At 70.3% G+C, this 24,977-nt stretch carries 24 protein-coding genes; 7 read left to right on the top strand and 17 right to left on the bottom strand.

Annotated elements, in window-relative coordinates; genetic code table 11:
* Positions 1-67 precede the first annotated feature (67 nt).
* Positions 68-2,122: an APC family permease gene (locus ACFY1E_RS40830; RefSeq protein ID WP_389085755.1), complete on the bottom strand. Its 2,055-nt coding sequence runs from the start codon at positions 2,120-2,122 to the stop codon at positions 68-70.
* A 383-nt stretch (positions 2,123-2,505) separates the two neighbouring features.
* Here ACFY1E_RS40830 and ACFY1E_RS40825 point away from each other — a divergent pair, with 383 nt between their 5' ends.
* Together ACFY1E_RS40825 and ACFY1E_RS40820 are read left to right on the top strand one after the other, a co-directional pair.
* A complete protein-coding gene (locus ACFY1E_RS40825; protein ID WP_030939613.1) occupies positions 2,506-3,177 on the top strand; it encodes a TrkA family potassium uptake protein in 672 nt (223 codons plus the stop codon).
* The gene (locus tag ACFY1E_RS40820; RefSeq protein WP_389085752.1) at positions 3,177-3,854 is read left to right on the top strand and encodes a potassium channel family protein; all 678 of its coding nucleotides are present in this window, start codon (positions 3,177-3,179) and stop codon (positions 3,852-3,854) included. Before ACFY1E_RS40825 ends, ACFY1E_RS40820 begins: the two co-directional genes overlap by 1 nt.
* 159 nt (positions 3,855-4,013) lie before the next feature.
* Here the strand turns inward: ACFY1E_RS40820 and ACFY1E_RS40815 are convergent, their stop codons facing one another.
* From ACFY1E_RS40815 to ACFY1E_RS40775, 9 genes are all read right to left on the bottom strand, one after another.
* Positions 4,014-4,763, bottom strand: coding sequence for a DUF3159 domain-containing protein (locus ACFY1E_RS40815; RefSeq protein ID WP_351483070.1), 750 nt, complete (start codon positions 4,761-4,763; stop codon positions 4,014-4,016).
* A gap of 3 nt (positions 4,764-4,766) precedes the next feature.
* A complete protein-coding gene (locus ACFY1E_RS40810) occupies positions 4,767-5,165 on the bottom strand; it encodes an OB-fold nucleic acid binding domain-containing protein (RefSeq protein ID WP_115909545.1) in 399 nt (132 codons plus the stop codon).
* Positions 5,166-5,233: 68 nt separating this feature from the next.
* Complete coding sequence (locus ACFY1E_RS40805) at positions 5,234-5,920, bottom strand: response regulator (RefSeq protein WP_389085749.1); 687 nt, start codon at positions 5,918-5,920, stop codon at positions 5,234-5,236.
* Positions 5,917-8,463 (bottom strand): ATP-binding protein, encoded by a 2,547-nt coding sequence (locus ACFY1E_RS40800; RefSeq protein WP_389085746.1) that lies wholly within the window; start codon positions 8,461-8,463, stop codon positions 5,917-5,919. Before ACFY1E_RS40800 ends, ACFY1E_RS40805 begins: the two co-directional genes overlap by 4 nt.
* A gap of 121 nt (positions 8,464-8,584) precedes the next feature.
* Positions 8,585-9,277, bottom strand: coding sequence for an ABC transporter ATP-binding protein (locus ACFY1E_RS40795; RefSeq protein WP_389085744.1), 693 nt, complete (start codon positions 9,275-9,277; stop codon positions 8,585-8,587).
* A 71-nt stretch (positions 9,278-9,348) separates the two neighbouring features.
* Positions 9,349-10,479, bottom strand: coding sequence for an alginate lyase family protein (locus tag ACFY1E_RS40790; protein ID WP_389085741.1), 1,131 nt, complete (start codon positions 10,477-10,479; stop codon positions 9,349-9,351).
* Positions 10,480-10,689: 210 nt separating this feature from the next.
* Positions 10,690-11,451 (bottom strand): DUF3710 domain-containing protein, encoded by a 762-nt coding sequence (locus ACFY1E_RS40785; RefSeq protein ID WP_389085739.1) that lies wholly within the window; start codon positions 11,449-11,451, stop codon positions 10,690-10,692.
* A gap of 1 nt (position 11,452) precedes the next feature.
* Positions 11,453-12,004 carry a dUTP diphosphatase gene (gene dut / locus ACFY1E_RS40780; RefSeq protein ID WP_389085736.1) on the bottom strand — a complete coding sequence of 184 codons (552 nt, stop codon included), beginning with the start codon at positions 12,002-12,004 and terminating at the stop codon, positions 11,453-11,455.
* On the bottom strand, positions 12,001-12,585 hold the full coding sequence (locus ACFY1E_RS40775) for a PaaI family thioesterase (RefSeq protein ID WP_389085734.1): 585 nt from the start codon (positions 12,583-12,585) through the stop codon (positions 12,001-12,003). Before ACFY1E_RS40775 ends, dut begins: the two co-directional genes overlap by 4 nt.
* A 58-nt stretch (positions 12,586-12,643) precedes the next feature.
* Here ACFY1E_RS40775 and ACFY1E_RS40770 point away from each other — a divergent pair, with 58 nt between their 5' ends.
* Positions 12,644-13,108: a DUF3093 domain-containing protein gene (locus ACFY1E_RS40770; RefSeq protein WP_389085732.1), complete on the top strand. Its 465-nt coding sequence runs from the start codon at positions 12,644-12,646 to the stop codon at positions 13,106-13,108.
* 14 nt (positions 13,109-13,122) lie between these two features.
* Here ACFY1E_RS40770 and ACFY1E_RS40765 read toward each other — a convergent pair whose 3' ends face one another.
* From ACFY1E_RS40765 to ACFY1E_RS40750, 4 genes are all read right to left on the bottom strand, one after another.
* On the bottom strand, positions 13,123-14,046 hold the full coding sequence (locus ACFY1E_RS40765) for a hypothetical protein (RefSeq protein WP_389085729.1): 924 nt from the start codon (positions 14,044-14,046) through the stop codon (positions 13,123-13,125).
* Positions 14,047-14,059: 13 nt separating this feature from the next.
* Positions 14,060-14,356, bottom strand: a complete 297-nt coding sequence (locus ACFY1E_RS40760; RefSeq protein ID WP_005481602.1) for a DUF4193 domain-containing protein — start codon at positions 14,354-14,356, stop codon at positions 14,060-14,062.
* A 393-nt stretch (positions 14,357-14,749) separates the two neighbouring features.
* Positions 14,750-15,985 carry a sensor histidine kinase gene (locus ACFY1E_RS40755; protein WP_389085727.1) on the bottom strand — a complete coding sequence of 412 codons (1,236 nt, stop codon included), beginning with the start codon at positions 15,983-15,985 and terminating at the stop codon, positions 14,750-14,752.
* A gap of 6 nt (positions 15,986-15,991) precedes the next feature.
* Entirely contained in the window at positions 15,992-16,645 is a 654-nt protein-coding gene (locus tag ACFY1E_RS40750; RefSeq protein WP_003993508.1) for a response regulator transcription factor, read from the bottom strand.
* 429 nt (positions 16,646-17,074) lie between these two features.
* Between ACFY1E_RS40750 and ACFY1E_RS40745 the strand changes: the two genes are divergently transcribed.
* The gene (locus ACFY1E_RS40745) at positions 17,075-17,239 is read left to right on the top strand and encodes a hypothetical protein (protein WP_016432180.1); all 165 of its coding nucleotides are present in this window, start codon (positions 17,075-17,077) and stop codon (positions 17,237-17,239) included.
* A 211-nt stretch (positions 17,240-17,450) separates the two neighbouring features.
* On the opposite strand, the gene ACFY1E_RS40740 is transcribed toward ACFY1E_RS40745, so the two are convergent.
* Positions 17,451-18,266, bottom strand: coding sequence for an inositol monophosphatase family protein (locus ACFY1E_RS40740; RefSeq protein ID WP_389085724.1), 816 nt, complete (start codon positions 18,264-18,266; stop codon positions 17,451-17,453).
* 8 nt (positions 18,267-18,274) lie between these two features.
* Positions 18,275-19,402 (bottom strand): ferrochelatase, encoded by a 1,128-nt coding sequence (locus tag ACFY1E_RS40735; protein ID WP_389085721.1) that lies wholly within the window; start codon positions 19,400-19,402, stop codon positions 18,275-18,277.
* Between the two features lie 209 nt (positions 19,403-19,611).
* On the opposite strand from ACFY1E_RS40735, the gene ACFY1E_RS40730 reads away from it, so the two are divergent.
* From ACFY1E_RS40730 to sepH, 3 genes are all read left to right on the top strand, one after another.
* Positions 19,612-20,850, top strand: a complete 1,239-nt coding sequence (locus ACFY1E_RS40730) for an MFS transporter (RefSeq protein ID WP_389085719.1) — start codon at positions 19,612-19,614, stop codon at positions 20,848-20,850.
* Positions 20,810-22,129, top strand: a complete 1,320-nt coding sequence (locus ACFY1E_RS40725) for a D-arabinono-1,4-lactone oxidase (protein WP_389085717.1) — start codon at positions 20,810-20,812, stop codon at positions 22,127-22,129. Before ACFY1E_RS40730 ends, ACFY1E_RS40725 begins: the two co-directional genes overlap by 41 nt.
* Before the next feature lie 402 nt (positions 22,130-22,531).
* Positions 22,532-23,575 carry a septation protein SepH gene (sepH, locus tag ACFY1E_RS40720; RefSeq protein ID WP_389085715.1) on the top strand — a complete coding sequence of 348 codons (1,044 nt, stop codon included), beginning with the start codon at positions 22,532-22,534 and terminating at the stop codon, positions 23,573-23,575.
* A gap of 273 nt (positions 23,576-23,848) precedes the next feature.
* Here sepH and ACFY1E_RS40715 read toward each other — a convergent pair whose 3' ends face one another.
* Entirely contained in the window at positions 23,849-24,700 is an 852-nt protein-coding gene (locus tag ACFY1E_RS40715; RefSeq protein ID WP_389085713.1) for a sulfurtransferase, read from the bottom strand.
* Between the last annotated feature and the right edge of the window lie 277 nt (positions 24,701-24,977).

The following is a 24,977-nucleotide window of genomic DNA, read 5'->3' as shown; positions in this document are numbered from 1 at the left end:
AAAGGAAACAGCCGGACAACAGCCCACCAGTCTACGTGGGTGCCGTCCGGCCGTTGACCGACGTGTGTCAGCCCTTGGAGCCCGAGGGCTCCTTCGGCCGGCCCTCCTGGGCCGGACCGCGCCGCACCGAGCCCGGCGCGTTCCACTCCTGCCGCTTGCGGGCCCTGCTCTTCGCCGCCTCCGAGGACTGCAGCTGGTAGGGCACGGACGTCACCATGATGCCCGGCGTGAACAGCAGCCGGCCCTTGAGCCTGAGCGCGCTCTGGTTGTGCAGCAGGTGCTCGTACCAGTGGCCGACCACGTACTCGGGGATGATCACGGACACCGCGTCGCGCGGCGACTCCTTGCGCAGGCCCCTGACGTACTCGATGATCGGCCGCGTGATCTCGCGGTACGGCGAGTCGAGCACCTTCAGCGGTACGTCGATGCCGCGCCGCTCCCACTCCTCCTTCAGCGCCTTCGTCTCCGCCGCGTCGACGTTGACGGTGAGCGCCTCCAGGCTGTCGGAGCGCATCAGCTTGGCGTAGGCGAGGGCGCGCAGCGTGGGACGGTGGATCTTCGAGATCAGGACGACCGAGTGGACGCGGGAGGGCCGTACGCTGTCGTCGCTCGGGCCCTCGGGCGCCGCGATCTCCGCGGCCACGCCGTCGTAGTGCTTACGGATCGCGGTCATCGTCGCGTAGAAGATCACCATGCCGAGCAGGGCGACCCAGGCGCCGTGCGTGAACTTGGTGACCAGGACGACGACCAGCACCAGGCCGGTGAAGAAGGCACCGAAGGCGTTGATCGCGCGGGAGCGCACCATGTGGCGGCGGGTGGCGACGTCCTTCTCGACGGCCAGATGGCGGTTCCAGTGCCGGACCATGCCGGTCTGGCTGAGCGTGAAGGACACGAACACGCCGACGATGTAGAGCTGGATCAGCCGGGTCGAGTCGGCGCCGTAGATCACGGTCAGGAGCGTGGCGGCGCCCGCCAGGAGCACGATGCCGTTCGAGAAGGCGAGGCGGTCGCCTCGGGTGTGCAGCTGGCGAGGCAGATAGCGGTCCTGGGCGAGGATCGAGCCGAGCACCGGGAAGCCGTTGTAGGCGGTGTTGGCGGCCAGGAACAGGACCAGGGCGGTGGCCGCGGCGAGCACCACGAACAGGAAGCTGCCTTTACCGAAGACGGCCTCGGCCACCTGGGTGATCACCGGGTTCTGGACATAGCCGGAGCCGATCGCGACGCCGTTCTTGAGCAGGTCGGTGGCCGGGTTCTCGGCCATGCGGACCTTGGTCGTCAGGGCGAGGGCGATGATCCCGCAGAACATGGTGACGGCGAGCAGACCCATCGCGGCCAGCGTGGTCGCCGCGTTCTTCGACTTGGGCTTGCGGAAGGCCGGCACACCGTTGGAGATCGCCTCGACACCGGTGAGCGCGGCACAGCCGGAGGAGAAGGCCCGCAGCATCAGGAAGACCAGCGCGAAACCGGCCAGCCCCTGGTGCTCCGCCTTGATCGTGTACTGCGCTGTCGGCGCCCGCATGGTGTCGTCGAGCACCAGCCCGCGGAACGCACCCCACGCGATCATGATGAACACGCCACCGACGAACACATACGTCGGGATCGCGAAGAGCTTGCCGGACTCCTTCACGCCGCGCAGGTTCATCAGCGTCAGCAGCACGATCACGGAGACGGCGCACAGCACCTTGTGCTCGACCACGAACGGGATCGCGGAGCCGAGGTTCTCGATGCCGGACGCGATCGACACGGCGACGGTGAGGACGTAGTCGACGAGCAGGGCGCTGGCCACGGTCAGGCCCGCCTTGGCACCCAGGTTGGTGGTCGCGACCTCGTAGTCGCCGCCGCCACTGGGGTAGGCATGCACGTTCTGCCGGTAGGAAGCGACCACCGTGAACATCAGCACGACGACCGCGAGGGCGATCCAGGGGCTGAAGTGGTACGCCGACACGCCCGCGATGGACAGGACCAGCAGCACCTCTCCGGGGGCGTAGGCCACGGAGGACAGCGGGTCGGAGGCGAAGACGGGGAGGGCGATGCGCTTCGGCAGGAGCGTTTCGCCCAGCCGGTCACTGCGCAGTGCGCGCCCGATCAGGATCCGTTTGGGCACGTCGGTCAGTTTGGACACAACAGGTAATCGTAGGCGTTCGAACGGGCACCCAACCACCCTCCCCCACCCATCTGCCCTCCGAGTGAAAACAAAGGGGGCTCCGGCGACGGATTCCGCAGGTCGCCACGCCCTCATGCCTATATGACAATCACCGCCCCAGTTGCCGCCCCTTGGAGGTTCCATGCATGCCACCGCAGAGCTGATCGGCGCCGCGGCGGCCCTCGTCGGCCTCGGAATCCTGACTCTTGCCAGCGTCCGCAGCATCAGCCGTCGCTGAGGCCACACGCGGTGCGGCAACCGTGCACGGGGGTGCCGTCGTCCTACCGCGCGTGTGTAGCTTGGGCGTCTGTCTGAGACCCTGATGTGGCTGAGCAGTAACTCTTGACACCGGAAGGACGGTCGTGCACATCGTCATCATGGGCTGCGGAAGAGTGGGTTCCGCGCTTGCCCAGACCCTGGAGCAACAGGGGCACACGGTCGCAGTGATCGACCAGGACCCCACGGCCTTCCGCCGCCTCGGGCCCGGATTCGGCGGCCGTCGGGTCACCGGGATCGGCTTCGACCAGGACACCCTGCGGGAGGCCGGCATCGAGGAGGCCGGTGCCTTCGCCGCCGTGTCCAGCGGAGACAACTCGAACATCATCTCCGCGCGGGTGGCCCGCGAGATGTTCGGCGTGGAGAACGTCGCCGCCCGTATCTACGACCCGCGTCGTGCCGAGGTCTACCAGCGCCTCGGCATCCCCACCGTCGCGACGGTCCGCTGGACGGCCGACCAGATGCTGCGCCGGCTGCTGCCCTCGGGCGCCGAGCCCTTGTGGCGCGACCCCACCGGCGGTGTCCAGCTCGCGGAGGTGCACGCCTCCGCCGCCTGGGTCGGCCACAAGATCAGCAAGTTGCAGGAGGAGACGGGCGTCCGCGTGGCGTTCCTGACCCGGCTCGGTGAGGCGATCCTGCCCAGCTCGCAGACGGTGCTGCAGGAGGGCGACCTGGTGCACGTGATGATGCGCACCGACGAGGTCGACAAGGTCGAGGCGTCCTTCGCCAAGGGTCCCGAAGAGGAGGGCGGTCACTGATGAGGGTCGCCATTGCCGGTGCCGGCGCGGTCGGCCGCTCGATCGCGGGCGAGCTGCTGGAGAACGGTCACGAGGTCCTGCTCGTCGACAAGGCGCCGACCGCCATCTCGGTCGAGCGCGTCCCGCAGGCGGAGTGGCTGCTGGCCGACGCCTGCGAGATCACTTCGCTGGACGAGGCGGCGCTGCAGCGCTGCAACGTGGTGATCGCCGCGACGGGCGACGACAAGGTGAACCTGGTCGTCTCGCTCCTCGCGAAGACGGAGTACGGCGTCCCGCGTGTCGTGGCCCGGGTCAACAACCCCAAGAACGAGTGGCTCTTCAACGAGTCCTGGGGCGTCGACGTGGCGGTCTCGACCCCCCGTCTGATGTCGGCCCTGGTCGAGGAAGCGGTCTCGGTCGGCGACCTGGTACGCCTGCTGCGCTTCAGCCACGGCGACGCGAACCTGGTGGAGCTGACGCTGCCGGAGGAGTCGGCCCTGGCCGGCACCCAGGTCGGGGACGTCGAATGGCCCGAGGACACGTCCCTGGTCACGATCATCCGCGGCACCCGAGTCCTCACCCCGTCCCGCGACGACTCTCTGGAGCCCGGCGACGAGCTCCTGTTCGTAGCCGCGCAGGCGCGGGAGGAGCAGCTGGAGGATCTGCTTTCGGTGCGGCGCGAGGATGCCACAGGCTGACCGCCGCGACACCGAAGGGCGCCCCGAAATTCAAGGGGCGCCCTTTGCATTTCAGCCCGTCCGGCGTTTGAGGACGAGGCCGTCAGGCCGAAAGCGGAGGTCTGGGGGCGCAGCCCCCAGGGTCGGGACGGGAAGGGGCGGCGAGGGCGAAAAACGCCTTTACGCCTCCCGACGGTGCCGCCCACCGCTCGGCTCAGCCCCCGCGGTGGCGGCCCGCTCCTTCTCGGCCTTCTCCTCCGCCTCCATCTCCGCAAACACGTCGATGGGCGCGGGCGCCTTCGCGAGGAACACCCAGGTGAGCCAGACAGCCAGCAGGAACGGCGGGATCTTCAGCGCGACCAGCACCCAGCCCAACTGCGCCGTGTTCGCCCACCAGTACAGCGGAAAGAGAATCGCGCACTTGGCGAGCAGGATGAGGCCCCAGGCCCAACTGGCCTTGGCATACGCCTTCTTGCGACCCGGATTGCGCGTCCGCCAGGAGAGGTTCTCCTTGAACACCGGCCCGAGGATCAGCCCGAGCAGCGGCACCCCGCACAGGGTCGTGACGATGTACGCCAGCGCCAGACCCAGCGTGTAGAGCATGCCGGGGAGGTAGAAGTCCTTGGCGTTGCCCGTCATCATCGCGAAGACGACACCGAAGGCGACACCGAAGACACCGCTGAACGCGTGCTTGACGGTGTCCCGCATGACCAGGCGGACCACCACGAGCAGCAGGGACACCGCGAGGGCGGCGATGGCCGACCAGTGCAGGTCCTTGTTGATCGTGAAGATGGTGACGAAGAGGAGGCCGGGCAGCACCGTCTCGACCATGCCCCGCACTCCGCCGAACGCTTCGAACAGGGCGGCCTCGGTCACCGCCCGGGCGTCGTCGGCTTGAGTGTCTTCGGTCGGCTTGTCGAGCGACGTCACCGGCTACTCCCGTCCGAGGGGTCTCAGTTCGTATTTCGGATTGAACAGCACCCGGCGGCCCCGGCTGAGCGAGACGCGGCCCGATGCGATCAGCCTGCGCCCCGGTTCTATGCCCACGATGGAGCGCCTGCCGAGCCACACCACGTCCAGGGCGGCGGAGCCGTCGAACAGCTCGGCCTCCAGGGCCGGGACGCCCGCGCGCGGCCGCAGGGTGACCGTGCGCAAGGTACCAGTAACCGTCACGATCTGCCGGTCGTGACAGTCACCGATCCGGGTGCATCCGGCGGTCTCGGTGTCCTCCCGCAGCTCCTCGGACTCCAGGTCCTCCTGCGAAGAGGAGAGCCGGTCGAGCATGCGCCGGATCCGGCCCACCGGCTTTTCGGATTGAGGAACAGCACTCATATCTGAAGCGTACCGGGGTGCACTGACAGCTACGTACCCGCGACCTCGGCGCCCGAACCGACCGCCCCTCACGTCTCGAACCGGTACCCCATGCCCGGCTCCGTGATGAAGTGCTCAGGGTGCGAAGGGTCCGCCTCCAGCTTCCTGCGCAGCTGGGCCATGTACACCCTCAGGTAGTTCGTCTCGGTCCCGTATGACGGACCCCACACTTCCTGGAGGAGCTGCTTCTGGCTCACCAGCCGGCCCGTGTTGCGCACCAGCACCTCCAGCAGATGCCACTCGGTGGGCGTGAGCCGTACGTCCTTGCCGCCCCGGTTGACCTTCTTCGCGGCCAGGTCGACGGTGAACTCCTCGGTCTCCACGGTGGTCACGTCGTCCTCACCGGCACCGACCGGCTCGGCGCGGCGGACGGCGGCCCGCAGCCGGGCGAGCAGTTCGTCCATGCCGAAGGGCTTGGTGACGTAGTCGTCGGCACCGGCGTCGAGTGCCTCGACCTTCTCGTCGGAGGTGTGCCGGGCGGACAGCACCAGGATCGGCACGCGGGTCCAGCCGCGCAGCCCGCGGATCACCTCGACGCCGTCCATGTCGGGCAGGCCCAGGTCGAGGACGACCACGTCCGGGTGGCGGGCGGCGGCGAGCTGGAGGGCGGTGGCGCCGTCGTGGGCCGCGTCGACCTCGTACTTGCGCGCCTTGAGGTTGATCACGAGGGCGCGCACGATCTGCGGCTCGTCATCGATGACCAGCACACGGGTCATGTGGCCTGCCTTTCGGGTTCCGCCGGGTGGAGAAGCTCGGGCACGCGCGTTCCCGCCGCGCGCAGGGTGAGGACCATGCTGAGGCCGCCGCCGGGTGTGTCCTCGGCGTTCAGGGTGCCGCCCATGGCCTCGGCGAAACCGCGCGCCACGGCGAGGCCGAGGCCCACGCCGGCCCCGCGCGGGGCGTCGCCGTGGCGCTGGAAGGGCTCGAAGATGCGCTCCTTGGCGTCGTCGGGGACCCCGGGTCCGCGGTCGACCACACGCACCTCGACGCGGTCGGCGATGGCGCTGGCGGCGACCAGTACCGCGCGGTCCGGCGGGCTGTACTTGACGGCGTTCTCGACCAGGTTGGCCACTGCCCGCTCCAGCAGGCCCGGGTCCACGTCGACCATGGGCAGGGTCTCCGGCACGTCCAGCTCGACGCTGTCCTCGGGCACTCCGACCAGTGCCATCGGTACGACCTCGTCGAGGTCGACCTCGCGGATCAGCGGGGTGACCGTGCCGGTCTGCAGCCGGGACATGTCGAGCAGGTTGCCCACAAGGTGGTCGAGCCGGTCGGCGCCCTCCTCGATGCCCTCCAGCAGCTCCGCCTGGTCCTCCTCGGACCACGCCACGTCGTCCGAGCGCAAGGACGACACGGCCGCCTTGATCCCGGCCAGCGGGGTACGCAGGTCATGGCTCACGGCGGCCAGCAGCGCCGTCCGGATCCGGTTGCCCTCGGCCAGCGCCCGGGCCTGTTCGGCCTCCTCCTGGAGGCGCCGGCGGTCCAGTACGACGGCCGCCTGGGCGGCGAACGCGGCCAGCACCCGGCGGTCCTCGGCGGGCAGCACCCGCCCGGTCAGCGCCAGCGCCATGTGCTCTCCGGCCGGCACGTCGACGTCCGCGTCTTCCGGCCGCTGCACCGCGGGCCCGAGGCCCGCGCGGCCCGCGCAGGTCCACGGTTCGTGGTCGCCCGCCCGCTCCAGCAGGGCCGCCGACTCCATGCCGAAGGTCTCACGGACCCGTTCGAGGAGTTCCTCCAGGCCGGTCTCGCCGCGCAGCACGTTGCCCGCGAGGAACGACAGGATCTCCGACTCGGCACGCAGCCGGGCCGCCTGGTGGGTGCGCCGGGCGGCCAGGTCGACCACCGAGGCCACCGAGACGCCGACGCCCACGAAGATCACGATGGCGACGATGTTCTTCGGGTCGGCGATGGTCCAGCGGTGCAGGGGCGGTGTGTAGAAGTAGTTCAGCAGCAGCGAGCCCAGCGCGGCCGAGGCCAGCGCGGGCAGCAGGCCCCCGAGCAGCGCCGCCGCGACCGTCACCGCCAGGAAGAGCAGCATGTCGTTGGCGAGTCCGAGATGGACGGTGTTCAGGAGCACCGCGAGGAGCGTGGGGCCGAGGACGCCGACCAGCCAGCCCGCGATGATCCGCGACCGGCCCAGCCGCGCCCCCCGGGCCACCGGCAGCCCGCGGCCCTTGCCCGCCTCGTCGTGCGTGATCAGGTGGACGTCGAGGTCGGGCCCCGAGTCGCGGGCGACCGTCGCGCCGACGCCGGGCCCGAAGACGTACTGCCAGCTCTTGCGCCGTGAGACGCCGAGCACGATCTGGGTGGCGTTGACCCCGCGAGCGAAGGCGAGCAGCGCCGCCGGTACGTCGTCGCCGACCACGTGGTGGAAGGTGCCGCCGAGGTCCTCCACGAGGGTGCGCTGCACGGCCAGTTCCTTCGGCGAGGCGGCCGTCAGTCCGTCGCTGCTGGCTATGTAGACGGCCAGGACCTCGCCGCCCGCGCCCTTCTCGGCGAGGCGCGCGGCCCGCCGGATGAGGGTGCGGCCCTCGGGTCCGCCGGTCAGACCGACCACGATCCGCTCCCGCGAACCCCATATCCTCGAGACCCGGTGGTCGCTGCGGTACTGCTTCAGATACTCGTCGACCCGATCCGCCACCCACAGCAGGGCCAGCTCGCGCAGGGCGGTCAGGTTGCCGGGCCGGAAGTAGTTCGACAGGGCCGCGTCGACCTTGTCGGGCTGGTAGATGTTGCCGTGCGCCATCCGCCGGCGCAGCGCCTGGGGCGACATGTCGACGAGCTCTATCTGGTCCGCCCGCCGCACCACCTCGTCCGGCACGGTCTCCCGCTGCCGTACACCGGTGATCGACTCGACGACGTCGCCGAGCGACTCCAGGTGCTGGATGTTGACGGTCGAGACGACGTCGATGCCGGCCGCGAGCAGTTCCTCCACGTCCTGCCAGCGCTTGGCGTTGCGGGAGCCGGGGACATTGGTGTGGGCGAGCTCGTCCACCAGGGCCACCTGGGGTTTGCGGGCGAGGACGGCGTCGACGTCCATCTCGGTGAAGGCCGTCTCCCGGTACGCCAGCTCCTTGCGGGCCACCTGCTCCAGGCCGTGCAGCATCACTTCGGTGCGCGGGCGCCCGTGGTGCTCCACAAAGGCCACCACGCAGTCGGTGCCCCGCTCCACCCGCCGGTGCGCCTCGGAGAGCATCGCGTACGTCTTGCCGACGCCCGGTGCCGCACCGAGGTAGATCCGAAGCTTGCCGCGTCCCATGGCCCCATTGTCTTCCGGTCACTGCTGCCCACGCAGCGTCGACCTTACGGCCAGCAATCGCGACAAAAGGTCCCGTCAGCGGCATCGGAGCCGTCTTTGACGGAACTCTGACGCGTGCCCCTCAGGGCTCGGCGATCTCCCCGTCGCGCAGCTCCAGCACCCGGTCGGCGAGGTCCAGCAGGGTCGCGTCGTGGGTGGCGACCAGGGCGGTGACCTGTTCGCTGTCGACGACGGCCCGCAGCAGCTCCATGACGGCATGACCGGTCTCGGCGTCCAGCTGGCCGGTCGGCTCGTCGGCGACGAGGAGCGAGGGGCTGTTGGCGAGCGCGCGGGCGATGGCGACCCGCTGCTGCTGGCCGCCGGACAGCTCGCCGGGCCGCTGTGCCGCGTGGTCGGTGAGACCGACGAGGGCGAGCAGCAGTTCGACGCGCTCCTCGCGCTCGCGCACCTCGGCCCGGCGCAGCCGCATCGGCACGCCGACGTTCTCGGCGGCCGTGAGGATCGGTATGAGCCCGAACGACTGGAACACGAAGCCGACGCGCTCGCGCCGCAGGGCCAGAAGCCCGTCCTCGCCGAGCTGTGACAGGTCGAGGCCGTCGACGCTCACCCGTCCCTCGTCCGGTACGTCGAGTCCGCCGACGATGTTGAGGAGCGTCGTCTTGCCCGACCCCGAGCGTCCCTTGAGGGCCACGAGTTCGCCGCGCGGCACCTCGAAGGAGACGCCGCGCAGGGCGTGCACCGCGGCCGCTCCCTGACCGTAGGACTTGTGGACGTTCTCGACCCGCACCATGGTCCCGGTGACCACCTGGCTCATGTGCCCTCCCCCGTGCAGCCGTCGGCCGGGCGTCAGTATCGTCAGCCGGCGCCCGGTCCTGCAACGGTCGGTCAGCTCGGATTGTCCCCGTGGGTGAGGGTCTCCCAGGCGACGAAGAGGCTGTTGGTGCCGGCCGGGCGCTGCTGCTCGGTCAGCGACTGGGTGTTGCTCATCGCGATGCCGAGGCGGTTGTGCAGGGCGTTGTAGCCGACCTCGGTGACGGGCCCGAGCCCTAGCTTCAGCGAGCCGCCGCACAGCCAGCCCGGGACGGCGGCGCCCAGCTGGTACCTGGCCTGGAACCCGAGCGCCTGCCGCAGCCGTTCGCCGACGTCGGTGCCGTACAGGTCCTGGCCCTGGATCCGGCTGGTCTCGGCGACATGCGAGATCGCGGAGATGCCGTATCCCGTGTGGGTGAAGTCGCGACAGGTCTCCTGGGTGAGCCCGGTGACGAAGGTGGACTGCCCCTGCCAGTAGCTGACGATCTTCGCCTTGGTGTCGAGGTTCTGGCCGGGCACGGTCTTCGGCAGATCACCGTCGGAGGAGAGATAGACGTAGGCGGCGGTACGGGTCCGGAATTTCGCCATGGCCTTGTCGTACGACGCCTTGTCCTCCAGGAAGACGGAGATGCCGACCGCGGCCTCCATCATCGACAGCTCCCAATTGCCGTTGGAGTGGGAGCCGTTGATGATCTCGGGGAGGTAGACGTTGCGGAGCATGGTCGCGAAGCGGCCGGAGTTCGGCCAGCTGCCGGTGTACGTGTACTTGATGATCTCGGCGGCCTTCGGCCAGGAGGAGCCCGCCCAGCCGGTCTGCAGGGGCGCGTTGCTGTTGGTGTGCTCCTTGATCACGGCGGACCAGGCGTCCATCAGCTCGATCGACTTCTTCGCGTACCGGTCGTCGCGGGTGATGTACCAGGCGAGTGCGTCGGTGTACGCGGCGATCGCGTCCTGGCGTTCGTCCGTGCAGCCGTGGTCGGGGTCGGAGTAGGAGCCGCATTCGACGGTCGCGCGGGGTTTCGGCGTGCGGTTCAGGTCGGCGTACTTGCTCGACATCATCTGGTCGAAGGCACCCTTCCAGGGCTGGGCCCCCGCGTTCACCTCGGTACGCGCGAAGTCCAACTGCGCCTTGGAGACGGTGACTCCGGGGTGCACGAAGGCGGTGGGGGCGGCGTCGGCATGGCGGGCCGCGGGCCAGGCGATCATGCACACGACAATCAGGGAGGCGCTTGCGAGGAATGCGGCACGGCGCATGGGAGGCATCCGTTCTCGTATGTGAACGCAAAGCGCCTTCATGAACAGGCGCGTTGAGCGGAGACCGTAGGTACAGACCAATGCGCCGTCAAGGGGTCACGCACGCAAAAGAGCCGCACCCGGAAGGGGTGCGGCTCTCGGACGTCGTGCCCGGCGGAACGCCTAGCGGACCTCGGTGATCTCCGGTCCGCGCTGCAGCTGCCCCATACCGCCGGAGAAGCGCGAGCCCTCCTCCTGCTGGACACCCTCGGGGACCATCTGGGCGTCGTTCGGCAGCTTCAGGACGATCGGGTCGCGGGGCGCCATCGGGCCCTCGCCGCGGACCACGACCGTGTCCCGGAAGATCTGTTCGAGCAGGCCGGCCGCCTGCGGCTGCACCGCGCCCTGGCCGGAGATCACACCGCGCAGGAACCAGCGCGGACCGTCCACACCGACGAACCGCACGACCTGGAAGCCGCCCGTGCCGTCCGGCAGCTGCACCGGCACCTGGGCGCGCAGCTCCCAGCCCAGCGGGCCCTCGACCTCGTCGATGATGCCACCCTGCTGGGTGATGCCGGAGCCGATCTCCTCGCGCACCTCGGCCCAGATGCCCTCGCGCTTGGGGGCGGCGAAGGCCTGCAGCTGGATGGCGCTGTCGCGCAGCACGACGGTCGCCGCGACGATCGCGTCGCCCGCGACCTCGACCCGCAGCTCCATGCCGTCGACGCCGGGCACGAACAGCCCGCCCAGGTCCACCCGGCCCTCGGCCGGGTCGCGCACCTCGGAGGCGTCCCAGGGCCCGTCCGGCCGCGGCTCGGGCTCGAGCCTCACACGCTCGCGCTCGCCCTCTTCGTCGTCCGCCTCAGTGTCGACAAAGTCGACGACCTGCTCGGCCTCGCCGGCCGCGTCCTCGGCGGCACCCTTCTTCTTGCGACGTCCGAACACGTCACTGTCCTTCCCGGTCGGATACGACCGAAGCGTATCGATTCCCACCCGTAGTGCCGCCCACGGCGGCCTGACCGCTTGTGCTGTTCGTTCCGGCCACCGCCGCATGACCTCCGGTGGACCCGAAGCCCCCTTCGGCCCGCGCCGAGCCGGGAAGCTCCGCGACCTCCTGGAAGCGGACCCTCTCGACCTGCTGGACTACCAGTTGGGCAATCCGGTCGAAGCGCTCGAACCGCACGGCCTCGCGCGGGTCGAGATTCACCACGATCACCTTGATCTCCCCACGGTACCCGGCATCAACCGTCCCCGGGGCATTCACCAGGGCGACACCGCAGCGGGCGGCGAGCCCGGACCGCGGGTGCACGAAGGCCGCGTACCCCTCCGGGAGCGCGATCGACACCCCCGTGGGCAGCACGGCCCGCTCGCCCGGCTCCAGTTCACACGCCTCGGTGGTACGCAGATCGGCGCCCGCGTCACCGGGATGTGCGTACGACGGAAGCGGTACGTCCGGGTCGACGCGCCGGATCGCTACGTTCACGGGGTCACGGCTCACGGATTCACCTCGAAGGCGCGGGAGCGCCGGATCTGGTCCGGGTCGTTCATGGCGGCCCGGATCTCCTCCGGGCGGCCGTTGTCGATGAAGTGGTCGACCTTCACCTCGATGAACAGCGCGTCGGCGCGCACGGCCACGGGCCCGTCCGGGCCGCCGATGCGTCCGGTGGCGGACGAGTAGATCTTGCGGCCCGCCACCGCCGTGACCTCGGCCTCCAGGTGCAGCACCGTGCCGACCGGAACGGGCCGCACGAAGTCCGTCTCCAGCCGTCCGGTCACGGCGATCGTCCTGAGCAGCCAGTTCAGCGAGCCGAGGGTCTCGTCCAGGGCGGTGGCCAGCACCCCGCCGTGGGCCAGTCCGGGCGCCCCCTGGTGAGCGGGCTGGACCGTGAACTCGGCGGTGATCGTGACGCCTTCGCCGGCCCGTGCCTCCAGGTGCAGTCCGTGGGGCTGCCCGCCGCCGCATCCGAAACACTGTTCGTAGTGGGCACCGAGCAGCTCACCGGGCGCGGGAGCATCAGGATGCCGCACCGGTTTCACCGCGTCGGCGGGAGGCTGAAGAGCTGGGGAAGTACCACTCACAGCCGCAGACCTTACCCGCGCGTCCACCAAATCCGGACACCATGCCAAGCTTGGCTGCATGCAGCCCTCCGCCACCCCTTACGAAGAACGCCTCACCGCCCCCCGCTCGTGGTGGCTGATCTCCTTCCTGGTGGGCGTCTCCTTCGCCCTGATCCTGCTGCCCTTCGGCACCCTGCCGCTGCTCGGCGGCCTGGTCGGCGGCACGGCGGCGATGGCGGTCGCGGCGAGCGCGTACGGCTCGGTCCGCATCCGGGTGGTGGGCGGCTCGCTGATCGCGGGCGAGGCGAAGATCCCGGTGACGGCACTGGGTGAGGCGGAGGTCCTGGACCCGGAGGAGGCGCGCGCCTGGCGCACCTACAAGGCCGACACCCGCGCCTTCCTGCTGCTGCGCGCCTACATCCCCACGGCCCTGCGCGTGGAGGTCACCGATCCCGAGGACCCGACGCCGTATCTGTACCTGTCGACGCGGGAGCCGGAGCGCCTGGCCCAGGCGCTGAGGACGGCCAGGGAGGCCGTGGCGTGACCCCGCTCAGCCCGCTAGCCCGCTGAGCCGTCCCCCAGCTCCAGCGGCCGCTCCGGGGCCTCCAGGGGCGGGAGTTCGGGGAGTGCGTCCCAGGGCACCTGGACCTTTCTCAGGTCCTTCCGGATCCGCGCCGCGAGCTTCTTGGTGTCCCGGCGGTTCATGACCGCACCCACGGCGGCTCCCACCATGAAGGGCATGAGGTTCGGCAGGTCGCGGACCATCCGTTTCATGATCTGCTGGCGCAGTTCGCGCTTCATGGGGCCGTTCAGCGCGGAGTTCACGGTCGACGGCTTGGTCACGTCGATCCCGCGCTCTCCCGACCAGGAGTTGAGATACGCGGTGCTGCGCTGCTTGAGGTTGCCGGGCGGGCGTACGCCGTAGACCTCGTGGAGTTCGGCGATCAGTTTCAGCTCGATCGCCGCGACCCCCGTGATCTCGGCGGCCAGTTCCGTCGGCATCGCGGGCGGTACGGGCAGCATCGCCGCCGCTCCGATCCCCGCGCCGACCGTCGAGGTGGCGGCCGCCGCACCCGCCACGAGCTTGTCCGCGAGCTGCTCGGGTCCCAGGCCCGGGAACTGCCTGCGGAGCGCCGCGAGGTCCCGTACGGGGATCCGCGGAGCGTTCTCGATGATCCGGTCCGCGATGTACGCCAGGCCCGCCCTGGCGGCGCTGCCGCCCTTGCGGACGCCTTCCCTGGCCTTGTCGCGGATCATCCCGGCGCGTCTGGCGCCGGGCACGCGTGTCCGCGGCGGGGCCGGGAGGTCGACCCGGCCGGCCGTCGGTTCGAGCGAGGCCGATCCTGTGGGCCCTGTCGTACCCGGTGTCGCACCGGATGGGCCCCGCTCGTCGTCACGCGCGCCGTGAGGGCCGCCGGGCGGCCCTTCGTCCGCTCCCTGCAAAAGGGAGCGGCGCTTCCGAGGAGGGGTCGAGCCGGTCACGGCCGACCCGGCCTCAGTCGCAGTCGCGGCAGATCGGCTGACCGTTCTTCTCGCGGGCCAGCTGGCTGCGGTGGTGCACCAGGAAGCAGCTCATGCAGGTGAACTCGTCCTGCTGCTTCGGCAGCACCCGGACGGCCAGCTCCTCGTTCGAGAGGTCCGCGCCGGGCAGCTCCAGGCCTTCGGCGGCCTCGAACTCGTCGACGTCCACAGCGGAGGTCGACTTGTCGTTACGCCTGGCCTTGAGCTCTTCAAGGCTGTCCGAGTCGACGTCGTCGTCGGTCTTGCGTGGGGTGTCGTAATCCGTTGCCATGTCGCTCTCCCCCTCTGGGTGTCTGCGGTGTCTCCAGCGCACGTAACGCGTGAGAGGCCGGACTTGTGCCCGACCCGAGGCGGAGATTTTGCCTCACATCAAGGTCTGTTACTCAATCGACACCCAACCGGACTCCTCAAGAGTGATCGGCTTGGATGGCGAACGGGACCGTACACGGTCCCCCTACCGCACTTCAAAGGCGCCTCACCCTGTACTTCCCGTGATCAGGACACCCGAAAACCCGGATTTTCCCGGCTTTACGGCGGCCCCCATGATCACGGAGAGTAGATGGCTGGAAAATCGCCCTTGTGATCGATCACACATGGGATGCTCCGTTCGGCGGCCAGGAAATTCCGCGCAAAGCGAACATCCCCGTGTGTCGGCGACATGATCTCAGATCGGCAGCGCGACGCGCATCACGAGGCCACCCCCCTCGCGGGGCCGGGCCGAAATGTGGCCGCCGTGGGCCCGGGCCACCGACCGGGCGATGGAAAGACCGAGGCCGACGCCCTTGTCGCTGCCCGTGCGCTCCGTGCGCAGCCGCCGGAAGGGCTCGAAGAGATTGTCGATCTCGTACGCCGGTACCACTGGTCCGGTGTTCGACACCACCAGGACCGCCTGACCGTGCTGGACCTCGGTGGTGACCTCGACCCAGCCGTCCTCCGGCACGTTGTACCGCACGGCGTTCTGTACCAGGTTCAGCGCGATCCGCTCCAGGAGCACGCCGTTGCCCTGCACGACCGCGGGCTTCAGGTCGCCGCGGATCACCACGCCCTTGGCGTCCGCCTCCGAGCGCACCTGGTCGACGGCCTGCTCGGCGACCTCGGAGAGGTCCACCGGCTTGCGCTCGACGATCTGGTTGTCGCTGCGGGCGAGCAGCAGCAGGCCCTCGACGAGCTGCTCACTGCGCTCGTTGGTGGCCAGCAGTGTCTTGCCGAGCTGGTGCAGCTCCGCCGGCGCGTTCGGGTCGGACAGGTGCACCTCGAGGAGCGTGCGGTTGATCGCGAGCGGGGTGCGCAGCTCGTGCGAGGCGTTGCCGACGAAGCGCTGCTGGGCGGTGAACGCGCGCTGCAGGCGCTCCAGCATGTCGTCGAAGGTGTCGGCCAGTTCCTTGATCTCGTCGTCCGGACCGTCCAGCTCGATACGGCGGGACAGGTCCGAGCCGGCCACCGCGCGGGCGGTGCGAAGGATCCGGCCGAGCGGGGAGAGCACCCGGCCGGCCATGGCGTAGCCGAAGGCGAAGGCGATGATCGCGAGGCCGAGCAGGGCGAGCAGGGAGCGGCTGAGCAGGTCGTCGAGGGCGTGCTGGCGCTGGATGGCGTCGCAGTTCTTGAGGATCGAGGCAACCTCGCTCAGCGGTGCCGAGTTCACCGCGGGGCAGGTGGTGCTGGTGATGTCGAAGTTGCCGGACACCGAGAACGCCTGGCCACTGCCCTCATGGAGGGCCTGGGCGGCCAGCAGATAGATGATCGACAGCAGCAGGATGCCGGCGATCAGGAACATGCCGCCGTACAGCAGCGTGAGGCGTATGCGGATGGTCGGGCGCAGCCAGGGGAACGGCGGCTCGGGCTTCCTGGGGTCCCAGGTGGGCTTGGGGGGCGCCGTGGGGACAGCGGGTGTTGCGGCCATCGCGCATCAGATCCGGTAGCCGGAGCCGGGCACGGTGACGATCACGGGCGGCTCGCCCAGCTTGCGGCGCAAGGTCATGACCGTCACCCGCACGACGTTCGTGAACGGGTCGGTGTTCTCGTCCCAGGCCTTCTCCAGGAGCTGCTCGGCGGAGACGACGGCGCCCTCCGAGCGCATCAGAACCTCCAGGACGGCGAACTCCTTGGGCGCGAGCTGCACCTCCTTGCCGTCGCGGAAGACCTCGCGGCGGTTCGGGTCGAGCTTGATGCCCGCCCGCTCCAGGACCGGCGGCAGCGGCACACTGGTGCGCCGGCCGAGGGCACGCACGCGTGCGATGAGCTCGCTGAACGCGAAGGGCTTGGGGAGATAGTCGTCGGCGCCGATCTCCAGGCCCTCGACGCGGTCGCTGACGTCGCCGGAGGCCGTGAGCATCAGCACGCGCGTGGGCATGCCGAGCTCAACGATCTTGCGGCAGACGTCGTCGCCGTGGACGAGCGGGAGGTCGCGGTCGAGGACGACCACGTCGTAGTCGTTGACGCCGATGCGCTCCAGGGCGGCCGCACCGTCGTACACGACGTCGACGGCCATGGCCTCCCGGCGCAGTCCGGTGGCCACCGCATCGGCGAGCAGCTGCTCGTCCTCGACGACGAGTACGCGCACGTCGCTTGTCCTTCCTGTGTCCACCCGCGTAGCGCCTGCAAGGGCATGCGCGGGCAGGGGTCTTCATGAGTGTGTGCCTCCATCCTGCCCTTTTCGGTCATAAGTCGGCGGTAAGGCGGGTGGGCTGAGGATGAGCGCAGGATGAAGGTCAGGTGTGAGACCCGGGAATGCGAGATTTTCTCGCCGGGTTGAGGTTTCCGTGGAAGGAAGCGGGGGGAGGACGGTTCATACCCCGCGATCACGCTCTGCTAGTGCCGCAACACCATGCGGCACGGCGCAATCCGCTTTCCGCAGAGTGGGCGTGGGTGTCCGGCACCGTCGCCACCCCCGGCGCCCGTGTGCCGGGCACCTGATGGAGACGTGATCGCCCCTTCCCAACCGGCACACCCCCGTGCCAACGACCCACGACCCAGGACGAGGGGGCGCAGCATGGACGCATTCACCGCAGGACTTCTGCAGCGCATAAGGACGACCGAGTCCGACCTGACGCGGGCTCGCGACGAGGGCGACGACTTCCTCGTCGAGGTGGAGCAGGGCGAGCTCGACGACCTGCGCCGCCTCGCCGCCGAGCACGGTGTGGAGGTCGGCGCCTAGCGTCTGCGTCTGATCAGCGCGTACGTACGACAGCGAGCCCCCGGCGAATCCAGCGCCGGGGGCTCGCTTGTCTGGTCGTGCGCTTCCGGGGGCGTCTCAGCCGGTGCCGCCTCTTTTGGGTCGGTCGCCTCCGGGGGCGCCTCAGCCGGTGCCGCCTCTTTTGGGTCGGTCGCCTCCGGGGGTGCAGTGGGCGCCAGAGGGCCTGTGCCCCTCAGTCGTGCCAGGCGCCGAAGTCCTCCAGGAGGCGCTGGAGGGGCTCGAAGACGCCCGGGGTGCCGGCGATCGTCAGGGCGTGTGCGGGGCGCTCTCCGGGGCGTCCACCGGTCAGCGCGCCCGCTTCCCGGGCGATGAGGTCGCCGGCCGCGAGGTCCCACGGGTGCAGCCCGCGCTCGTAGTAGCCGTCGAGGCGGCCGGCCGCGACGTCGCACAGGTCGACGGCGGCCGAGCCGCCGCGCCGGATGTCACGCAGCAGCGGAATCAGCCGCTGCGCGACCTCGGCCTGGTGGGTGCGGACCTCGGTGACGTAGTTGAAGCCCGTGGAGACCAGGGCCTGGTCGAGGGGCGGCGCGGGGCGGCACGCCAGCTCGCGCTCCCCCTCCCAGGCGCCCGTGGCGCGCGCTCCGCCGCCGCGGACCGCGTGGAACGTCTCGCCGCGCATCGGGATCGCGACGACCCCGACGACGGTCTCGCCGTCCTGCTCGGCCGCGATGGAGACGGCCCAAGTGGGCAGCCCGTACAGGTAGTTGACCGTGCCGTCGAGCGGGTCGATCACCCAGCGGATCCCGCTGGTGCCCTCGGTGGAGGCACCCTCCTCGCCGAGGAAGCCGTCGTGCGGGCGGTGCTCGGAGATCAGGTCCGTGATCAGCTTCTCCGCCGCGATGTCCATCTCGGTGACCACGTCGATCGGGCTCGACTTGGTCGCGGCGACCGCGAGGTCGGCCGGGCGGCCGTCCCGCAGCAGCGCCCCGGCGCGGCGGGCGGCCTCCTGGGCCAGTGCGAGCAGTTCCTGATGCAGGGGGTCGGTCACGGGGCTCCTCACGCGTAGGGGCTGTCGACGCCCGCGGCGGCCGGGCGGGGGGCACGGGCCGGGCAGCAGCCGACCGGGCAGACGTTGTGGCTCGCGCCGAGCGTGCCCAGGGCGCAGGGCGTGACCTCCTCGCCGCGCTCCACGGACGCCCGCTCCAGGACGAGGTCGCGGATCGCGGCGGCGAAGCGCGGGTCGGCGCCGACGGTGGCCGAGCGGCGCATCGGCAGACCCAGCTCCTCGGCCTTCGCCTTGGCCTCCGTGTCGAGGTCGTAGAGGACCTCCATGTGGTCGGAGACGAAGCCGATGGGGGCGATGACGACGGCCGGGACGCCGGCCGCGTGCCGCTCCTCCAGGTGGTCGCAGATGTCGGGCTCGAGCCACGGGATGTGCGGGGCTCCGGAGCGCGACTGGTAGACGAGCTGCCAGGGGTGGTCGATGCCCGTGCGCTCGCGGACCGCGTCGGCGATCAGCTGAGCGACCTCCAGGTGCTGCTCGACGTACGCGCCGCCCTCGCCGTGGTCCTCGACCGGGCCGGAGGTGTCCGCGGACGCGGTGGGGATCGAGTGCGTCGAGAACGCGATGTGCGCTCCGTCCCGGACGTCCTCGGGCAGGTCGGCCAGGGACTGCAGGACACCCTCGATCATGGGCTCCAGGAAGCCCTCGTGGTTGAAGTAGTGCCGGATCTTGTCGATCTTCGGCAGCTCCAGGCCCTCGGCCGCCAGTTCGGCGAGCGAGTCGGCGAGGTTCTCGCGGTACTGGCGGCAGCCCGAGTACGAGGCGTAGGCGCTGGTGGCGAGGACCAGGATGCGGCGGTGGCCGTCGGCGACCATCTCGCGCAGGGTGTCCGTCAGATAGGGCGCCCAGTTGCGGTTGCCCCAGAAGATCGGCAGGTCCAGGCCGTGGTCCGCGAAGTCCTTGCGGAGGGCGTCCAGCAGGGCGCGGTTCTGGTCGTTGATGGGGCTGACCCCGCCGAACTGGAAGTAGTGCTGCCCGACTTCCTTCAGGCGTTCCTTGGGGATGCCCCGCCCGCGCGTCACGTTCTCCAGGAACGGGACCACGTCGTCCGGGCCCTCCGGGCCGCCGAACGAGAGCAGGAGCAGGGCGTCGTAGGGGGTGGCATCGAGCGCGTCTGACATGGGTCGATCCTGCCACCCGGCACTGACGGCCGGGAAACGGCGGGGTGACGAGCGGGGGCATGCCGCATTCCGGACACGTTCACCCGCCGAAATGCCGGGTGCATCGGGGTCACCTCACCCGTAAGCTGTATCAGCTCCAGTCGCACCTTACTGAGTTCCAGTACCTTCCCTCGCCAGCACCTTTCTGAGCCGTAGCCATCGGAGACCCCGTGCCCAGCCCCTACCGCGCCCTGTTCGCCGCCCCCGGCACCAAGGGTTTCTCCGCCGCGGGCCTCCTCGGCCGGATGCCGCTGTCGATGATGGGCATCGGCGTGGTCACCATGATCTCCCAGCTCACCGGGCGCTACGGGCTCGCGGGTGGCCTGTCGGCGACCATCGCGCTCGCGGCCGCGGCGATCGGGCCGCAGATCTCGCGGCTGGTGGACCAGTACGGGCAGCGCAGGGTGCTGCGGCCCGCGACGCTCGTCGCCCTCGTCTCGGCGGCCGGGCTGCTGCTCGCCGCGCACTTCCGGTGGCCGGACTGGGTGCTGTTCGTGTGCGCCGCAGGCATCGGCTCGGTGCCGAGTCTCGGCGCGATGATCCGCGCCCGCTGGGCCGCCCTGTACCGGGGCACTCCGCAGCTGCACACCGCGTACTCCTTCGAGTCGGTGGTGGACGAGGTGTGCTTCATCTTCGGGCCGATCATCTCCATCGGCCTGTCCACGGCCTGGTTCCCGGAGGCGGGGCCGCTGCTCGCCGGCGGCTTCCTGGCGACCGGCGTCTTCTGGCTGACCGCACAGCGTGCCACCGAGCCCGAGCCGCACCCCAGGGAGAAGCACGGCGGCGGTACGGCACTACGCGCGCGTGGCCTGCAAGTGCTGGTGGCCACCTTCGTGGCGACCGGGACGATCTTCGGATCCGTGGACGTGGTCACCGTGGCCTTCGCCGACGAGCGGGGCCACAAGGCGGCCGCGAGCGTCGTGCTCGCGCTGTACGCAGCGGGTTCCTGCACGGCGGGAGTCGTGTTCGGGCTGCTGCACTTCAAGGGGGCGCCCGCACGCCGCTGGCTGCTGGGCATATGCGCGATGGCCGTGAGTATGATCCCCCTCCTACTGGTCGGAAACTTGCCGTTTCTGGCCGTGGCGCTGTTCGTTGCGGGCATGGCCGTCGCTCCCACGATGATCACCACCATGTCCCTGATCGAAGAGCACGTACCACGCGCACAGTTGACCGAGGGCATGACCTGGGTGAGCACCGGCCTCGCGGTAGGTGTCGCACTCGGCTCCTCGATCGCCGGCTGGGTCATCGACGCGGCCGGCGCACGTGCCGGGTACGGGGTTCCGGCGGTGTCCGGGGCCGTCGCGGTCACGGTCGGTTTCCTGGGGTACCGCCGGCTCAGCAGGCCGGCTCCGCGTCGGGGAGGCACCGTTGAGCAGCACAGCGAGCGGGAAGAACGGCACGTGGCGTAACTGGGGCGGCAACGTCACGGCCCGTCCCGCGCGGGAGGTCGAGCCGGCCTCCGTGGAGGAACTGTCGGCGGCCGTACGGCAGGCCGCCGAGGACGGGCTGACGGTGAAGGCCGTCGGCACCGGGCACTCCTTCACGTCCATCGCCGCCACCGACGGCGTGTTGATCCGCCCTCAACTGTTGACCGGCATCCGCAAGATTGATCGCGACGCCATGACGGTCACGGTGGAGGCCGGCACCCCGCTCAAGAGGCTCAACATGGCTCTGGCCCGCGAGGGTCTGTCGCTGACCAACATGGGCGACATCATGGAGCAGACGGTCTCCGGCGCCACCAGCACCGGCACCCACGGCACCGGCCGCGAGTCGGCCTCGATAGCCGCCCAGATCAAGGGACTTGAGCTGGTCACGGCCGACGGTTCGGTGCTCACCTGCTCCGAGAAGGAAAATTCGGACGTCTTCGCGGCCGCCCGGATCGGCCTCGGCGCCCTCGGCATCGTCACCGCGATCACCTTCGCCGTGGAGCCGATCTTCCTGCTCACCGCGCGCGAAGAACCGATGCCCTTCGACAGGGTGCTCGCCGAGTTCGACCGACTGTGGGCCGAGAACGAGCACTTCGAGTTCTACTGGTTCCCGCACACCGGCTCCACCAACACCAAGCGCAACAACCGCAGCGCCGGCCCCGAGAAGCCGGTGAGCCAGATCGCGGGCTGGTTCGAGGACGAGTTCCTCTCCAACGGCGTCTTCCAGGTCGCCCAGTGGGTCGGTCGCGCGGCACCCGCGACCGTCCCGACGATCGCCCAGATCTCCAGCAAGGCCCTCTCTGCGCGCACTTACACCGACATTCCGTACAAGGTCTTCACTTCGCCGCGCCGGGTGCGCTTCGTGGAGATGGAGTACGCCGTCCCGCGCGAGGCCCTCACCGAGACGCTGCGGGAACTGAAGACGATGGTGGAGCGCTCCGGTCTGCGGATCAGCTTCCCGGTCGAGGTGCGCACGGCGCCCGCCGACGACATCACCCTGTCCACTGCATCGGGCCGCGACAGCGCGTACATCGCCGTCCATATGTTCCGGGGGACGCCCTATCAGGCGTACTTCACCGCCGCCGAACGCATCCTCACCGCGCACGAGGGTCGGCCGCACTGGGGCAAGGTGCACACACGGGACGCCGAGTACTTCTCCGAGGTCTATCCGCGCTTCGGCGAGTTCACCGCGCTGCGGGACCGGCTGGACCCGGACCGGCGCTTCCAGAACGACTACCTGCGGCGGGTGTTGGGGCCGTAGCCATTGGTTCCGTTTCTGTCGATTCCGTGAAGTACGCCACGTTCAAGATCCCGGAAAGCGTGCAACGGGGGGCCGGGTCCGGTCCGTTGCCAGAAGTTGGGCGGCGCGCCAATCCACGCACGTGGCCCGAATGGAGTACTGTTGCGAGCCCTGGGTCCGGTCTCCCGCCAGGGCGTCCGCGACCTTCAAGGACCGCCGGGAGGGGGCTAGTTGCACAGGGTGACGGAGTTGGTCACTTAGCGTTGCGAATAGGTAACCGTGCCATAACGGCGATCCAGGGCCCTGGCCCGACACGCCGGGCAACTCGGCAAGGTTGTGGCAGGCTGCACCCGGGCAGGCCACACTCGACTAGCGGAAGCAGCGACGCACGTGACGTCGGCAGGCACCACCCGGGAGGTCCCCATGCCCGAACTGCGTGTCGTGGCCGTCTCGAATGACGGCACACGGCTGGTGCTGAAGGCTGCCGACGCAACGGAGTACACGCTTCCGATCGACGAACGGCTGCGCGCCGCCGTCCGCGGCGACCGGCCCCGCCTCGGCCAGATCGAGATCGAGGTGGAGAGCCATCTCCGCCCCCGTGACATCCAGGCGCGTATACGCGCCGGTGCCTCCGCGGAAGAAGTCGCCCAGCTCGCCGGCATCCCCGTCGACCGCGTACGGCGCTTCGAGGGCCCGGTGCTCGCGGAGCGCGCGTTCATGGCCGAGCGGGCCCGCAAGACGCCCGTCCGCCGGCCCGGTGAGAACGCCGGACCCCAGCTCGGCGAGGCCGTCCAGGAGCGGCTGCTCCTGCGCGGTGTCGAGAAGGACACCGTGCAGTGGGACTCGTGGCGCCGCGACGACGGCACCTGGGAGGTCCTGCTGGTCTACCGGGTCGCGGGCGAACCGCACTCGGCGAGCTGGACGTACGACCCGCCCCGGCGGCTCGTCCAGGCCGTCGACGAGGAGGCGCGTTCGCTGATCGGCGAGTCCGAGGACCTCGCCGCGCCGGAGCCCAGCTTTCCGTTCGTGCCGCGTATCGCACGGCTGCCGCGCGACCGTCCGCTGGACCGTGCCCTCGACCGGCCGAGCCTGCCGGCGCAGGCCTCCGAGCCCGCAGAGGAGAGCTCGGGTGAACGGGACTCGCTGACCAGCCTGCTGGAGGCGGTACCGAGCTTCCGCGGCGATCTGGTGGTCCCGGAGCGCCCCGCAGAAGCGTCTCCTCCTCCGCCACCGCCGGAGGAGCCCGCCGCCGAACCCGAGGAGGAGGAGCCCCCGGCCCCCGCGGCCTCTGCCGGTTCCGCCTACGCGGACGTTCTCATGCCCCGCTCCGTCACCAGCCACCGCGACCGTCTCGTCGGCGCCACGGACCGCCAGGCCGAGGCCGACGGCGTCCGCCCGGGCCGCCGCGCGGCGGTCCCCAGCTGGGACGAGATCGTGTTCGGGACGCGCCGCAAGAAGCAGGAGTAGTCGGTCGTACGGCCGTGCAGACGGCCGTACGTGCATGGGGGCCGCGCCGACAGCGCGCGGCCCTCACTCATGCACCCTCTACGTAGCCTGCGGGCATGCGTGCCGCCTGGGGCAGCCCCCGACCCTGCGTGGCCTGCGCGCAGTCGTACCACCAGGGGCGGCATCCAACCCTGCACAGCCTGCGGGCATTCGTGCCGCCTAGGGCGGCACGGGTGGGGGCAGGCGGCACCCGGCCAGGGCCGGCGAGCGACACCACCCTGCAGCAACCCAGGGCTACTGAGGATCAGGCCCCACAGCAACAGGGCGAGTCGGGTCCGACGACCACTCCGACCACGAGCCCACGTACAGCGCCGCATCGATCCCTGCGACCGCCAGCGCCAACACCTCGTGCGCTCCGGAGACACCCGAGCCGCAGTACACGCCGACCGGCGAACCGTCGGCCGCGCCGAGTGCCTTGAACCGCTCGGCGAGTTCCTCCGCGGGCAGGAACCGGCCGTCCGCCCCCACGTTCTCGTTCGTGGGCGCCGACACCGCCCCGGGAATGTGTCCGCCGACCCGGTCGATCGGCTCCACCTCCCCGCGATACCGCTCCCCCGCCCGGGCGTCGAACAGCACTCCGGCCCGCGCCAGCGCCGCCGCGCCGTCGGCGTCCAGCAGCCCCGCCGCGCCCGCAACCGGCTCGAAGTCGCCCTCCCTCGGCGCGGGTGCCGACGTCTCCAGCGGCCCTTCCCAGGACGGCAACCCGCCGTCGAGGACCCGCACGTCCGGGTGACCCGTCCAGCGCAGCAGCCACCAGGCACGGGCCGCCGCCCAGCCCTGTCCGCCGTCGTACACGACCACCGGCGTCCCGGACGAGACACCCGCCTGTCGCATCGCCGCGCCGAAGACCCCGAGGTCGGGCAGCGGGTGACGGCCGCGTTCGCCGGGCGCGGAGGCGAGCTCCGAGTCCAGGTCGACATAGACGGCACCGGGGAGGTGCCCGGCCTCGTACTCTGCCCGGCCGTCGAAGGGCGGCTCGCCGGCCGCCTTGGCCACACTGAGCTGCCAGCGGACATCGAGCAGTACGGGCGGGCGCGGCCCTGCAAGCTCGCTCGCGAGTTCGGAAGCGGAGATGATGGCGTTCATGGCCCCCATCCTTGCGCACGGGGTGGCCGCATCGTCCACGTCCGGCTACTCTGCTCGGCCGGACAGGCCCGATCACGAGGCGTACGGGTTCGGGCACATGCTGTACAGCTGATCGACCCCCGTCGGCAATCGCACAGAAACGGACCACAAACCGCACACCAGGCATCCTCCTGGCATGCGGCGCGCCCGGAGCGCGCGGTCGCATCTGTGGTGCGAGCATCTGCACGGAGATCCGGAGTGCGGAAGCGACACGGCGACCGCGAGGGGTCGAGGAGAG

It is taken from the genome of Streptomyces sp. NPDC001604 (genome assembly GCF_042893475.1).
Taxonomy (GTDB): Bacteria; Actinomycetota; Actinomycetes; order Streptomycetales; family Streptomycetaceae; genus Streptomyces.
Note: the sequence above shows the minus strand (reverse complement) of the source record. Positions and strands in the feature narration are given on the sequence as shown.

Coding starts and splice junctions, on each gene's coding strand:
- ACFY1E_RS40820 (WP_389085752.1), top strand. CDS start 3,177: ATGAGGGTCGCCATTGCCGGTGCCGGCGCGGTCGGCCGCTCGATCGCG.
- ACFY1E_RS40810 (WP_115909545.1), bottom strand. CDS start 5,165: ATGAGTGCTGTTCCTCAATCCGAAAAGCCGGTGGGCCGGATCCGGCGC.
- ACFY1E_RS40805 (WP_389085749.1), bottom strand. CDS start 5,920: ATGACCCGTGTGCTGGTCATCGATGACGAGCCGCAGATCGTGCGCGCC.
- ACFY1E_RS40800 (WP_389085746.1), bottom strand. CDS start 8,463: ATGGGACGCGGCAAGCTTCGGATCTACCTCGGTGCGGCACCGGGCGTC.
- ACFY1E_RS40795 (WP_389085744.1), bottom strand. CDS start 9,277: ATGAGCCAGGTGGTCACCGGGACCATGGTGCGGGTCGAGAACGTCCAC.
- ACFY1E_RS40790 (WP_389085741.1), bottom strand. CDS start 10,479: ATGATCGCCTGGCCCGCGGCCCGCCATGCCGACGCCGCCCCCACCGCC.
- ACFY1E_RS40770 (WP_389085732.1), top strand. CDS start 12,644: ATGCAGCCCTCCGCCACCCCTTACGAAGAACGCCTCACCGCCCCCCGC.
- ACFY1E_RS40760 (WP_005481602.1), bottom strand. CDS start 14,356: ATGGCAACGGATTACGACACCCCACGCAAGACCGACGACGACGTCGAC.
- ACFY1E_RS40755 (WP_389085727.1), bottom strand. CDS start 15,985: ATGGCCGCAACACCCGCTGTCCCCACGGCGCCCCCCAAGCCCACCTGG.
- ACFY1E_RS40745 (WP_016432180.1), top strand. CDS start 17,075: ATGGACGCATTCACCGCAGGACTTCTGCAGCGCATAAGGACGACCGAG.
- ACFY1E_RS40735 (WP_389085721.1), bottom strand. CDS start 19,402: ATGTCAGACGCGCTCGATGCCACCCCCTACGACGCCCTGCTCCTGCTC.
- sepH (WP_389085715.1), top strand. CDS start 22,532: ATGCCCGAACTGCGTGTCGTGGCCGTCTCGAATGACGGCACACGGCTG.
- ACFY1E_RS40715 (WP_389085713.1), bottom strand. CDS start 24,700: ATGAACGCCATCATCTCCGCTTCCGAACTCGCGAGCGAGCTTGCAGGG.